At 66.4% G+C, this 13,342-nt stretch carries 10 protein-coding genes; 5 read left to right on the top strand and 5 right to left on the bottom strand.

The window, feature by feature from the left end:
- Positions 1 to 150: 150 nt before the first annotated feature.
- Positions 151 to 1,389, top strand: coding sequence for a glycoside hydrolase family 1 protein (locus QM618_RS05630; protein WP_428095552.1), 1,239 nt, complete (start codon positions 151 to 153; stop codon positions 1,387 to 1,389).
- A 66-nt stretch (positions 1,390 to 1,455) separates the two neighbouring features.
- On the opposite strand, the gene QM618_RS05625 is transcribed toward QM618_RS05630, so the two are convergent.
- The 5 genes from QM618_RS05625 to galK all read right to left on the bottom strand — a co-directional run bounded on the left by QM618_RS05625 (position 1,456) and on the right by galK (position 8,007).
- Positions 1,456 to 2,088 carry a hypothetical protein gene (locus tag QM618_RS05625; protein WP_428095550.1) on the bottom strand — a complete coding sequence of 211 codons (633 nt, stop codon included), beginning with the start codon at positions 2,086 to 2,088 and terminating at the stop codon, positions 1,456 to 1,458.
- A 155-nt stretch (positions 2,089 to 2,243) separates the two neighbouring features.
- On the bottom strand, positions 2,244 to 4,052 hold the full coding sequence (locus tag QM618_RS05620; protein ID WP_428095548.1) for a DUF4012 domain-containing protein: 1,809 nt from the start codon (positions 4,050 to 4,052) through the stop codon (positions 2,244 to 2,246).
- Between the two features lie 123 nt (positions 4,053 to 4,175).
- Complete coding sequence (locus QM618_RS05615) at positions 4,176 to 5,534, bottom strand: uracil-xanthine permease family protein (protein WP_428095546.1); 1,359 nt, start codon at positions 5,532 to 5,534, stop codon at positions 4,176 to 4,178.
- Between the two features lie 296 nt (positions 5,535 to 5,830).
- Positions 5,831 to 6,808 carry a UDP-glucose 4-epimerase GalE gene (gene galE, locus QM618_RS05610; protein ID WP_428095543.1) on the bottom strand — a complete coding sequence of 326 codons (978 nt, stop codon included), beginning with the start codon at positions 6,806 to 6,808 and terminating at the stop codon, positions 5,831 to 5,833.
- 23 nt (positions 6,809 to 6,831) lie between these two features.
- The gene (galK, locus tag QM618_RS05605) at positions 6,832 to 8,007 is read right to left on the bottom strand and encodes a galactokinase (protein WP_428095541.1); all 1,176 of its coding nucleotides are present in this window, start codon (positions 8,005 to 8,007) and stop codon (positions 6,832 to 6,834) included.
- Between the two features lie 194 nt (positions 8,008 to 8,201).
- Here galK and QM618_RS05600 point away from each other — a divergent pair, with 194 nt between their 5' ends.
- From QM618_RS05600 to araA, 4 genes are all read left to right on the top strand, one after another.
- Positions 8,202 to 9,176 carry a LacI family DNA-binding transcriptional regulator gene (locus QM618_RS05600; RefSeq protein WP_428095539.1) on the top strand — a complete coding sequence of 325 codons (975 nt, stop codon included), beginning with the start codon at positions 8,202 to 8,204 and terminating at the stop codon, positions 9,174 to 9,176.
- An 88-nt stretch (positions 9,177 to 9,264) separates the two neighbouring features.
- A complete protein-coding gene (gene araB, locus QM618_RS05595) occupies positions 9,265 to 10,929 on the top strand; it encodes a ribulokinase (RefSeq protein WP_428095536.1) in 1,665 nt (554 codons plus the stop codon).
- Positions 10,926 to 11,633 (top strand): L-ribulose-5-phosphate 4-epimerase, encoded by a 708-nt coding sequence (locus QM618_RS05590; RefSeq protein ID WP_428095534.1) that lies wholly within the window; start codon positions 10,926 to 10,928, stop codon positions 11,631 to 11,633. Before araB ends, QM618_RS05590 begins: the two co-directional genes overlap by 4 nt.
- On the top strand, positions 11,630 to 13,144 hold the full coding sequence (araA, locus tag QM618_RS05585) for an L-arabinose isomerase (protein ID WP_428095532.1): 1,515 nt from the start codon (positions 11,630 to 11,632) through the stop codon (positions 13,142 to 13,144). Before QM618_RS05590 ends, araA begins: the two co-directional genes overlap by 4 nt.
- Positions 13,145 to 13,342: the final 198 nt, after the last annotated feature.

Genomic DNA, 13,342 nt, shown 5'->3' with positions numbered 1-13,342 from the left:
CTCTGAGCACGACGACCAGCCGCGCCACGGCCTGATGTGTGGAGGGGCATTCGGGCTGTGTGGAGGGGTGATCGTGGCGGGCGTAGAATTGTTGCCCTGACCACTCGGTAACTAACCGCCGCAGCACCAGGAGCCGCAAAGGAGCGCGCCATGTCTGAATTCACCCCCCTGAAGGAGTTCGGTGCCGTCCCGGCCGGCTGGCTGTGGGGCACCGCAACGGCCGCTCACCAGATCGAGGGCGGCAACACGAACAACGACTGGTGGGCCTGGGAGCACAACCCCGATAGCGGCACCAAGGAGTCCAGCGGCGACGCCACCGACTCCTACCACCGCTGGTTCGAGGACCTTGAGCTCGTCAAGAAGATGGGACTCGACTCGTACCGCTTCTCGATCGAGTGGAGCCGCATCGAGCCAGCCCAGGGCGAGTTCTCCATCGCGGCGCTCGAGCACTACCGAGAGATCATGCTCGCCGCCCATGAGTTGGGCCTCAAGACTTCGGTCACGTTCCACCACTTCACCACACCGCTGTGGGCCGCCGAGCAGGGTGGCTGGACCAACCCGGAGATCGTTGACTGGTTCGCGCGCTACGTGGACATCGCGGTGCAGCACCTCGGCGACCAGATCGACATCGCGGCCACCTTCAACGAGCCCAATGTGGTGGCGCTGCTCGGCTACATGATGGATGTCTTCCCGCCCGGCCTTGGCGGCGGCCTTGACCCCTTCCGCGCGGCCACCGAGAACTTCGTGGCGGCCCACAAGCGCGCTCGCGTCATCCTCAAGGACGGCCCTGGCGATTTCCCCATTGGCCTCACGCTCGCGCTCAGCGACACGGTGGTGCACCCTGATGGCGACCCCAACTCGGAGGGCATCCGCATGGGAGATATGCCCACCGACGATCCCACCAACCCCTTCCCGTGGCTCATGGCGGGCGCCTACCTGGACGCCGCAAAGGATGACGACTACATCGGCATCCAGACGTACTTCACACAGCACATGGGGCCCGACTTCCAGGAGCTTCCCAAGCCCGCGGACTGGCGCCTCACGCAGATGGGTTGGACCTTCACTCCCGAGTCGCTGGGCGTGACCGTGCGCCAGGCCTACGCGGCGACGGGAGTGCCCGTGATCGTGACGGAGAACGGCGTCGCCACCGCCGACGACGCAGAGCGCATCGAGTACTACTCGCGCTCGCTCACGGCCCTGCGGGAGGCCATGGACGACGGCGTTGACGTGCGCGGCTTCTTCGCGTGGAGCCTCCTTGACAACTTCGAGTGGGCGGAGGGCTACCGCCCCACCTTCGGGCTCGTGGCGGTAGACCCCGTCACCTTCGCCCGCACGCCAAAGCCCAGCTCCGAGTGGTACGCGGGCCTGGTTGCCTCAAGCCGCTCCTAGGGCAAGCAAACGGCCCGACGCTACTGGAGCGTCGGGCCGTTTTCTCGCCCTTGGGCGGGTAAAGCTTTAGCGGGTCTTCTTGAACGTCTTGGTGTAGACCTTGGCGCCGTAGTACGTGGAGGTTGCCTTGTAGGTGACGCTCACCGTGTACGTGCCCTTCTTGAACGCGCCCTGGTAGTAGTACCAGACGTAGCCGCGCGAAGGGATGCGCAAGGGGATCGACGCGGTGATACCGCCCTTAGGCGGCGTGACCTTGACAATGACCGTGGAGTTCTTGGCGCCCGTGACCTTGATCCACTTGCCGGTGGACCACTTGGACGTGATGTTGGTGGCGCTGATGCTTGCCTTCTTGAACGGCTTGCCCACCGTCAGGTACTTGGCGACGGTCTTCTCGCCGGGGCTCGTGAACGTCACCTTGTACTTACCCGCGGTCTTGGGGGCGGTGATCTTTCCGGAGATGGCGCCCGTGGAGCTCGCGGTGAGGCTCACCGACTTGCTCGACAACGTGACCTTCACCTTCGCGGCCGGCTTGTACTTGGTGCCCTTGACCGTCACGGAGGCGCCGGCCTTCGCGGTGCTCGGCACCGTCACGGACGGCGACGTGCCCGGGGGGTAGGCGTTCGCCGAGGTGGCAATGCCGCCCACCAGAAGGGCGGCAATTGCGGCGGTGCCAAGCAGCTTATTGGTCAACTTGTTCACGTAAACCTCCGTATCAGGGTGATCCTCATCGCACTCGCTGAGTCACGACAGAACCCCCGAATGCCTGCCGGAGTACCCGGCACGTTGTGCCAGAGCATAGCGATACCTGGGCGTGCCGGGATACGTGCTGCTGAAGAGTTTGCCCAGAGTTTTCGTCACCGACATGCGGCGGAAATGGGCGCCGAGACTGTGGCCTCGTTGATGAGGGGCGGGAGGATGACCTGAGGCTGTCCCGAGAGGGCCTTTCCGTCCTCGTCTTCGGCGGGCTCTAGCCAGGTCACGGTGATGGTTCTGGCCTGGCCAGGCTGGAGCTCCACGGGGATGCTGACGAACTCGCGGTTGCGCTCAAACCCATACCCGGCGCCCACGTCTTCCCCGTCGAGAAGCGCGGTGTTGAGCATCGCGTCGACCGGCGGGTAGATGAGCATGTCGGTGAGCGTTGAGCCCTCGGTGTAGGGCGTTCCGGCTGGCAAATCGAGCCGCCCGGTCATGTAGGCGGGCAGGCCCGTGGTTGGCGCCGAGTTGGTGACATCAACCGTGAGGGACGCCTCCCGCATTGCCGCCGCCGCGTCATCTGCCACGCACGCGCCAAGCGTGTACGTCACGCCCACGTGGAGGAAGGCCTCGAGTTTGTTGCCCGCGACGTTGACCGCGCGGACGCTCGCGACCGGCCCAAGCGAATCCGGCATCTGCCCTGACAAACCTGCGGCGACGATCTGCTGTTGCTCGTCGGGGTCCGCGGACCATATCTGCAGGTAGTCGGCGTTGGGTGTGGTGAGGACCGTCCGCACGAGCGCCTGGATGTCGAGGTCACCGGCCGCGATCTTCTGGAACACCTCGCCGATGATCTCGGACACGACGGTGTCCTTCTCAACGGGGTCCGGATAGTCCCTGTAGACGGTCTGGGTGAGGTACTCAGAGAGGTCGGAAGGGGCAATGGTCGCCCCCCGCACGGTCACGGGCCCTGTCGCCGCGGCGAGGTACTGGACGGTGCCTTGACCGAACGTGACCACGCCGTCGATGGGAGTTTCGCTCAGCGCGCCCCAACTGTCCGCGATGATCTGCGCGGTGGTGGGGAAGTCAGCGGACTCATTGAGTCCCCACCACTGCGTCAGCTCGTCACCCCAATAGTCGCGAAGCTCGCTCGGCGCGGAGCTTGGGTCCGCGTCCCCCATAGCGGCAAGGTCATCGTTGGTACCTTGCTCCGCGAGTTCCACGACGCCGTTGCGGACGTGGATCACCGCGTAGGTGGACAGCAGCCCGCCCGAGCCGCGAGCCTCTGTGAGGTTCTGGTTGATCACGAGCCACGTGCGGGGCGTGTCGTTTGTGGTGAGCACGGCCAGGCCCGCGATCAGTGACTCCGCACGGTCAAGTGTGGTGGTCGCGTCGTCAAGCGCATCCGTGAGGCGGGGCAGTTGCTCGGCGAGCGGCGCCACCTTGAGAGACGCGACGTCGATCTTCGCCAGGTTGTCGTGGCCTTCGCGCGTGCGCGCTTGGAAGTCGTCGATGTGCGCATGCAGGGCCACCAGGGTCTCGATCGGCAAGCCGGCTCCGGGATCCTCCTGCGCGCCCTTCACGGTGCCAAGCGTTGCGGCACCAACGTCAGTGAGCGAGGCCGCCGTGAGCGACACTTGGCGCACCGCCTCGACGTCGTTGCCGATGAGCGGCAGGTGCGCCACCGCGCGGACGCTCCAGTTATTCGCGTGGTTCGCGCCCTCAGCGGCCGCGTCGCGCAAGTCCAGGACCTGCGATTCCAGCGCACCGAGATCACCGGATTCCGCCGTGTCAGCGAGCACCGGTGCTGCGTTGCGCAGCGCCATGACTCCTGAGACCATCCCCCAGGTCTGAAAGGCCGCATACGTCGCAACGCCCAAGACAACGAGCGCCACGAGCGTCAGCGACAGCCGCAAACCGCGCGCACCAGCAGGCTTGCTGCGTGCGTGGCGGACGGCACTCGCGGTCACGGGTCTTCCTCAGCTAAGTGGCTACGGCGGGTACAGGATAGCCGCCGGTATGTTACGAAAAACCGCGCGCGAGGTGAGCAAACGGCCCGACGCTACTGGAGCGTCGGGCCGTTGCCGTTGCCTTTAGTTCTCGTCGCCTTCGATGAAGGCGGGAGTGGCGGGTGCCCCTGTGGCGCCGCGCAGGCGGGATACCCATCCGAGCCCGTGGTAGATCACGAGCGCGGCGATGGTGCCGAGCGCGATGCCGTTGAAGAGCATCGAGCCAAGGTGCGCCGTGTAGTCCGCGGTGCCCACGATGAGCGCCACAGCGGCCGTGACCAGGTTGACCGGCTGCTTGAAGTCCACCTTTGCCTCTACCCAGATGCGGGCGCCGAGCACGGCGATGAGGCCAAATAGCAAGGTCGCGAGACCGCCGAGCACGCCCGCGGGGAGCACGGCCACAATCGCGCCGAACTTGGGGCTGAGGCTCAGAATCAGCGCGAACACCGCGGCCGCCCAGTAGGCGAGAGTGGAGTACACGCGCGTTGCCGCCATGACGCCGATGTTCTCCGCATAGGTGGTGGTACCGGATCCGCCGCCGAGGCCAGCGACGGTGGTGGCGAGGCCGTCGGCGAGGAGCGCGCGGCCAGTCTCGGGGTCCAGATCGCGGCCCGTCATCGCGGACACGGACTTGAGGTGGCCGATGTTCTCCGCGATCAGAATGATCACCACGGGAATGAAGGCGACCAGCACCGAACCCTCAAAGGTTGGAGTGTGGAACTTGGGGATGCCTAGCCACGCCGCGTCGCCAATCACCTCGGTGCCGGTCTTGCCGCCCCACGCGTCAAGGGGAGCCGACCATTCGCCACGGATCGCCGCAAAGATGATGCCGATGACGGCACCAACCACAATGGCGATGCGCCCGAGGAAGCCGCGGAACACGAACATCGCGAGCAGCACGGCCGTGAGCGTGACGAGCGCCGTCCATGGGCTTGCCACCCACATGTTCTTGGCGGCTCCGGCGAGGTTGAGACCGATGAGCGCCACGATGGAACCGGTGACGATGGGGGGCATTGACACGTCGATCCAACGCGTGCCCCACAGGTTGACGACCACGCCCACGATGGCCAGTAGCACACCCGCCAACAGGATGCCTCCAAGGCCCTTGCCGATGGTCGCCGCGTCAAGCGGGCCGTTCTCGGCATTGACACCGGCGGCGGCGAGCGGGGCAATGAATGCGAAGCTCGAGCCGAGGTAGCTGGGCACTCGGTTGCGCGTGATCGTGAGGAACAGCGCCGTGCCGATGGCGGAGAAGAACAGCGTGGTTGAGGCGGGCATGCCAGTGATAGCAGGCACGACGAGCGTGGAGCCCATCATCGCGAGCACGTGCTGCGCGCCAATTCCAAAGGTGCGGGGGTAACTCAGGCGCTCGTCCGGGGCTACAGCGGCATCGGGGGCGATGGCCTTGCCATCGCCGTGGACGGTCCAGGTGAACAGACTCATGCGTGCTCCTTCGCACCGAGCGGGACCTCGCGCGTGCGCGCGATTGACCGGACTCTAGCGAGTAACTGCCACTACGCGCGCGGGATGAACGTCCCGGCCGCTCCCCTTTTGCGCCCTAGCGGCAACGGACAGGGCTTAAGGGCGCCATGCGACGTATTGGGTGCCGCAGGGACGCAAGCGGCCCGACGCTGGGGCCGGGTCAGGCGATGGTCGCGCCGTTGGTTCTGGGTTGGGACCGTGCCGGGTCAGGAACCAGGCAGGGTCAGGAACCAGGCAGGGTCAGGAGCCAGGCAGGGTCAGGAGCCGTGCGGGTGCGAGGCCCACGCCGACTCCACCATCTCCCGCACCGAGTGAGAGTTCTTCCACTCGAGGTCATCGGCGGCGAGGTCCCCGGTGGCGACGATCCGCGCGGGGTCTCCCGGCCGTCGGGGCGCCTCGATGGGCACCAGCGACGTGCCGGTCACCGCGACGATCGCATCCACGATCTCCCTCACAGAGGTGCCCGCGCCAGAGCCAAGGTTGTACACGGGGGCGAGTCCGCGCCCCGCGGCGAGCATGCGCGCAGCCGCTACGTGAGAGTGGGCGAGGTCGCTCACGTGTACGTAGTCGCGAACGCACGTGCCGTCAGGGGTGTCGTAGTCGGTGCCGTTAATCTGCGGAGCGTTGCCCGCCTCGATCGCTGCGAAGACCTTCGGAAAGAGGTTGTGCGGCGAGGCGTCCCACACGTCGCGGAATCCGGAGCCCACCACGTTGAAGTAGCGCAGCGAGGTCGCGGCGAGCGCGGCATCGGTGCCCGCCGTGGCCCGAACCTGGTCCCGGATCAGCCACTCGCCGATGAGCTTGGACTCGCCGTACGGCGACTCCGGCTCGGTGGGTGTCTGCTCGGTGACAACCGGCGACGATGGCGTCCCGTACACGCCAGCGGATGAGGAGAACACGAGCAGTCGCACACCAGCGACGGCCATCGCCTCAAGCAGCGACCGGGTGCCGTCAACATTCTGCTGATAGGTGTGCAGCGGGTACTTCACGGACTCGCCAGCGAACTTGTAGCCAGCGCAGTGGATGACTCCCTCGACGTTGTGCTCGATGAGCGCGGCGATCACCGCAGCGGTATCGAGCACAGAGGCCCGCACAAACGGGGTGTCGCCAACGACGAAGCTCTCGATGCCGGTAGACAGATCGTCCAAGACAACGGGCTGCATTCCCGCGGCATCAAGCGCCCGCACCACGTGCGTTCCGATGTACCCCGCTCCGCCCGTGACCAGCCAGCTCATGAAACCACCCTATGTACTCGGTACTAGATGTCGCGGTGCGCCCCGTCGGACGGCACCACCTTGAAACACCGCGGCGCGCCGAACCCCGCCGCGGAGAAATCTTCGGTGACCTTTGCTGCGATCTCGCCGACAGCGTCGGACGCCACGAGCGCGATAGCCGCGCCGCCAAACCCACCGCCCGTCATGCGAGCCCCAAGCGCACCGTGACGCACGGCCGACTCCACGGCGAGGTCGAGTTCGGGCACGGAGATCTCGAAGTCATCGCGCATGGATGCGTGAGACGCGAGTAGCAAGTCGCCTATCGCCTGCGGCCCTTCGTTCTGGAGTGTGCGCACCGTTGACGCGACGCGAGCGGACTCCGTCACCACGTGGCGCACGCGCCGGTAGGTCTCCTCATCAAGCACCGACGCCGCGCGCGGGAGGTCCTCTTCAAGCACAAAGCGCAGCGACGGCACGTTGAGGATCTCCGCTCCACGCTCGCACGAGGCGCGTCGGTCTCCGTAGCCTCCGGTCGCGTGCTCGTGGCGCACGCCAGTGTCGATGACAAGCACGGAGAGGTGCTCGCGGTCCAGGTGAAGGGGCACGGACTCTGCGCTCTCGGTGCCGCAGTCGAGGAACACCGCGTGGTCTTCCTCGCCAAGTAGCGAGGCGCACTGATCCATGATTCCGGTGGGAGCGCCAACGGCCACGTTCTCGGCGAGCCGGCCCGCGCGAGCGAGCGCCATCCTGTCGAGCCCAAGCCCCCACAGCTCGTTGAGGGCAACAGCAACCGCGCACTCGATGGCGGCAGAGGAGGACAGCCCGGCACCCAAGGGCACCTCGCTCGTGAGGAAGATATCGAGGCCCGACGCTGCGGCAAGATCGGCTCCCGGCTCACCCGCGATGGGTTGGGAGATAGCCCAGGCAACGCCGAGCGCGTAGGCGGACCAGCCGTCGAGTGCCTCAGGGGCGAGGTCGTCGATCGCGATCTGCGCCTCGCCCTCGATGGTGGCGGAGCGGACCCGCAACACACGGTCTTCGCGCCTCGCGACGGCGCAATAGGTACGGCGGTCAATGGCGAAGGGCAGCACCAAGCCACCGTTGTAGTCCGTGTGTTCGCCGATGAGGTTGACGCGCCCTGGTGCGGACCACACGCCTTCTGGTTGGCGGCCATACTCGGCCGCGAACTGGTCGCTTGCACGCTGCGCTGCGTCGGACATTCCTACCTCACTTGTACGGGGTGGCGTGCGGGTCTACCGCTCCTGCCAGAATCAATGTTACCGTGAACATTGAAAAGGCGTTTCGCGAGCGGGGTTCTCATGACTTCTGCGAGCGTCTTGCCTGCTAACGCCAATGTTGTCGTAGTAGTTTTGCCGCGGAGGGTTCTGTGCCAAAGCAATCGCGTGGTCCAAGCATGCATGACGTTGCCGCGCGCGCGGGCGTCTCCCACCAGACGGTGTCCCGAGTTCTCAATGACTTCCCCGGCATTCGGCCCGGCACCCGACAGCGCGTTCTCGATGCGATCGAGGAGCTTGGCTACCGCCGCAATCTGGCCGCTCGCACGCTTGCCACGGGCAAGTCGCAGGCGATCGGCGTGCTCGCGCCGGAGACGCCAAACTACGGCCCTATGGCCACGCTGTACGCCACGGAACGCACCGCCGTGAAGGCAGGCTTTCACCCCCTCATCACCACCACGTCGCACGATCCGGACGCGGTGCTCGAGGGCCTCGACTTCCTCCTTGGCCGATCCATCGACGCCCTGCTCGTGGTGGCGCAAAGTCCCCACGTCACGGAGATCGTGGAGGCCATGAACACGGGAATCCCCGTTGCGTACGTGCTCACGGGCCATCCCGCGGTGGGCAGCGCGGTGGCCGTAGACCAGGTAGCAGGCACAAGGCTCGCCCTGGAGCATCTCTACGCGCTTGGCCACCGGCACTTCCAGCACATCGCCGGTCCCGAAGGGTTCACCGAGGCCGACATGCGCAACGAGACCTTCCACGCCTTCCTCAAGGAGCGTGGGCTCACCGCCTACCCCAACCTCGAGGGCGACTGGACTCCGGACTCTGGCTTTCGCGCGGGGCTGCAGCTCGCCACCGAGGTCACCGCGCTGTTCGCGGCCAACGACCAGATGGCGCAAGGCGCAATGCATGCGCTGCGCGGCCGCGGCCTTTCCGTGCCGATGGACGTGAGCGTGGTGGGCTTCGATGACATCCCAGAGGCCGCCCACTTCTATCCGCCGCTCACCTCCGTGCACCAAGACTTCCAGGGCGCTGGCGAGCAGGCGGTCGCCCTCTTGCTAGCGCGTCTGGAGGAGCCGAGCACGCCCGCGCCGCCGCCATTGCGCCCGTGGCTCGTTGAGCGCTCCTCCACCACTCGCCCCAGGGGCTGATACCAGGACTGTCGTCCCTCGTTCGGTGCGTGACTGCGTCATATGTTAGCGTTCATATCCCATCACTAGTTTGGGCAAAGGAGCCACGATGGTTGAACCAAGAACCGCATACGTCATCGGCGTGGATTTCGGCACCCTTTCTGGCCGCGCACTCGTCGTGGACGCCGCGGACGGCACCGAACTCGCGAGCGCGGTGTACGACTACCCCCACGCCGTGATGGACACCACGCTCGCGGCAACGGGCGCCTCCCTGCCGCCAGAGTGGGCGCTGCAGGTGCCGAACGACTATCGCGAGGTTTTGCGCCGCGCAGTGCCCGACGCTGTGGCCGCCAGTGGCATTGACCCCTCCTTGGTGGTTGGCATCACCACGGATTTCACCGCGTCGACGCCTCTGCCTGTGCTTGCCGACGGCACGCCGCTGTGCGAGGTGCCCGGCTTCGAGAGCCGCCCGCACGCCTACGTGAAGCTGTGGAAGCACCACGCGGGCCAGGCGCAGGCCGACCGCATCAACGCCCTCGCTCGCGAGCGCGGCGAGTCGTGGCTGCCCCGCTACGGCGGCTTCATCTCTTCGGAGTGGGAGTACGCGAAGGCGCTCCAGCTGCTTGAGGAAGACCCCGAGATCTACGAGCGCATGGACCACTGGGTCGAGGCTGCGGACTGGATCATCTGGCAGCTGTGCGGGGAGTATGTCCGCAACGCGTGCACCGCCGGCTACAAGGGAATCCTCCAGGACGGTTCGTACCCCAGCCCAGAGTTCGAGGCCGCGCTCAACCCCGCGTTCGAGGGATTCGCGCAGAACAAGCTGGCCCACCGCATCGGCCAACTCGGCGAGCGCGCTGGCGGGCTAACCGCCGAGGCCGCCGCGTGGACCGGGCTTCCAGAGGGCATCGCGGTCGCGGTCGGCAATGTCGACGCGCACGTCACCGCCCCCGCGGCCAAGGCCACCGAGCCTGGACAGATGCTCGCGATCATGGGCACCTCCACGTGCCACGTCATGAACGGAGACCACCTCGCGGAGGTGCCCGGAATGTGCGGCGTGGTCGACGGCGGCATCCTCGCGGGTTACTACGGCTACGAGGCAGGCCAGTCCGGCGTTGGCGACATCTTCGCGTGGTACGTCAAGAACCAGGTGCCGCAGCGCTACTTCGACGAGGCCGAGGCGGCGGGAACGTCCGTGCACCAGCACCTCACCAACCTTGCATTCGAGGAAGAGATTGGGGCGCACGGTCTCGTCGCCCTCGACTGGCACAACGGCAACCGCTCGGTGCTCGTGGACACGGGACTCAGCGGCGTCATCGTTGGCCAGACTCTCGCGACTCGCGCCGAACAGGGCTACCGGGCTCTGCTCGAGTCCACGGCCTTCGGTGCCCGCACCATCGTCGAGACGTTCAACGCGTCAGGCGTTCCCGTCACCGAGTTCGTGGTGGCGGGCGGCCTGCTCAAGAACCGCCATCTCATGCAGATGTACGCCGACGTTCTCAACCTGCCGATCTCGACCATCGCCTCGGACCAAGGCCCGGCCCTCGGAAGCGCCATCCACGCCGCCGTGGCAGCGGGACTGTACCCCAGCGTCGGGCAGGCAGGGGAGGCCATGGGAAGGGTGACACGCGCCGCGTACGTGCCCAATCCCCAAGCCGTCGCCGCCTACGACCGCCTGTTTGCCGAGTACACCCAGCTCCACGACTACTTCGGGCGCGGAGCGAACGACGTCATGAAGAGACTCAAGGCCATGCGAAGGGAGGCCCACTCATGAGTTTCACGGAAAGCCAAGAGGCGGCGATCGCCGCGAGCCGCGAGAAGGTGGCTGCGCTACACAACGAGCTGGTGCGTTACGGGCTCGTGGTGTGGACTGCGGGCAACGTCTCCGAGCGCGTGCCCGGCACGCAGCACTTTGTCATCAAGCCGTCCGGCGTGGACTACGACGAGCTGGCGCCAGAGAACATGATCCTGTGCGATCTTGACGGCCTCGTGGTGCCGGGAACTCCGGGATCCGACCGCAGCCCAAGCTCGGACACGGCAGCGCACGCCTACGTGTACCGCGCCCTCCAACACGTGGGCGGCGTGGTGCACACCCACTCTCCCTATGCGACGGCATGGGCCGCGCGCCAGGAGCCGATCCCGTGCGTGATCACCGCCATGGCGGACGAGTTTGGCGGCGAGATCCCCGTTGGGCCGTTCGCGATCATTGGCGATGACTCGATTGGCCGCGGCATCGTCGCGACCCTCGAGCACCACCGCAGCCGCGCGGTGCTCATGGCGAACCATGGCGTCTTCACCATTGGCAAGGACGCTCGCGACGCCGTGAAGGCCGCGGTGATGTGCGAGGACGTGGCACGCACCGTTCACTTCGCGCGTCAGCTTGGCACGCCCGTGCCCATCGACCCCGCAGCCATCGACAAGCTTTACGACCGTTACCAAAACGTCTACGGACAGGAACCGCAAGGAGGGCTCAAGTGACCAGCATCGTTCCCGACCTCACCACCTACGAGGTGTGGTTCCTCACGGGCAGCCAGACGCTGTACGGCGAGGAGGTGCTCAAGCAGGTCGCCGAGCAGTCGCAGGGTGTTGTCTCCCTGTTGCAGGAATCCGGCGACATCCCCGTAACCATCGTGTGGAAGCCCGTGCTCATCAGCCGCGACGGAATCCTTGAGGCGATGGTGGAGGCGTCCGCGAACCCGCGCGTTGTGGGAGTCATCTCTTGGATGCACACGTTCAGCCCCGCCAAGATGTGGATCTCTGGGCTCAACGCGCTCACCAAGCCTTTGTTGCACTTCGCCACCCAGGCCAACCTCGAGTTGCCGTGGGGCGAGATCGACTTCGACTTCATGAACCTCAACCAGGCCGCCCACGGCGACCGCGAGCACGCCTACATCGAGACGCGCCTCAACGTTCCGCGCGTGACCGTGGTGGGGCATGCCTCGTCTCCAGAGGTCAGCCGACGCATCGGCACGTGGGCGCGCGCAGCGTCGGGCATTGCCGCCGCAAAATCCCTCAAGGTTGCGCGCTTTGGCGACAACATGCGCTTCGTCGCCGTCACCGAAGGTGACAAGACGGAGGCCGAGGTGGTGCTCGGCACGCAGATCAACACGTGGGGCATCAACGAGCTTGCGGAGCGCGTGCACGCGGTGGGCGAAGAGGCGATTGACGCGCTTGTTGCCGAGTACCTCGAGGCGTATGACGTTGCTCCCGAACTCCTGCCGGGCGGCGATCGCCACGACTCGTTGCGTTACGCGGCTGCGATCGAGGCAGGCCTGCGCGGCTTCCTCGAGGAGGGCGGCTTCGGCGCGTTCACCGATTCCTTCGAGGACCTTGGCGAGCTGCGCCAGCTACCCGGGCTCGCCGTGCAGCGCCTCATGGCCGACGGCTACGGCTTTGGTGCCGAGGGCGACTGGAAGACGGCGATCCTCGTGCACCTGTGCGCCGTGATGGGTGCCGGCCTTCCCGGCGGCTCGAGCCTCATGGAGGACTACACGTACCACCTCGTGCCCGGCGAGGAACTTTCGCTTGGCGCACACATGCTCGAGGTCAACCCCGCGCTGTCCTCGAAGAAGGCGCGGCTGGAAATCCACCCGCTTGGCATTGGCGGCAAGGAAGACCCAGTTCGCCTGGTCTTCACGGCCGACGCTGGTGAGGCCATCGTTGTTGCGCTCAGTGACATGCGGGATAGGTTCCGGCTGGTCATGAACGTCGTGGACAACGTCGACCTCCCAGAGGCGATGCCGAACCTGCCGGTTGGCCACGCGGTGTGGAAGGCGCGCCCCAACTTCCCCACGGCGGTTGGCGCGTGGTTGCAGACGGGCGGCGCCCACCACACCGCGATGTCAACGCAGCTGGATCCCCAGGTCATCAAGGACTTCGCCAAGATGGCGGGGATTGAGCTGTTGGTCATCGACGAGGACACGACGCTCGACGGATTTGAGCAGCAGATTCGCTGGAACACCGCGTACTACGCGTTCGGCGGCCGCTGACACTAGATGCACACTTCCTACCCTTGGTAGGTTGTGCGCAACCGGGCGGCCCCGATCGCCCGGTCCCTTCCGGCGACGGACCCCTCATCTCCAGTGGTGGGGGGTCCGTTGTCGCCTCTGTTCGGGCGTCCGGCTGGGGCCGTCACGTCTGGCTGGGTCCCGCCCGGCTAGGCCCGGCTAGGCCCGCGCCGCCCGCGC

The sequence above is a fragment of the Demequina sp. genome, from assembly GCF_049841215.1.
Taxonomy (GTDB): domain Bacteria; phylum Actinomycetota; class Actinomycetes; order Actinomycetales; family Demequinaceae; genus Demequina.
This window is presented reverse-complemented; position numbering and strand designations above follow the sequence as displayed.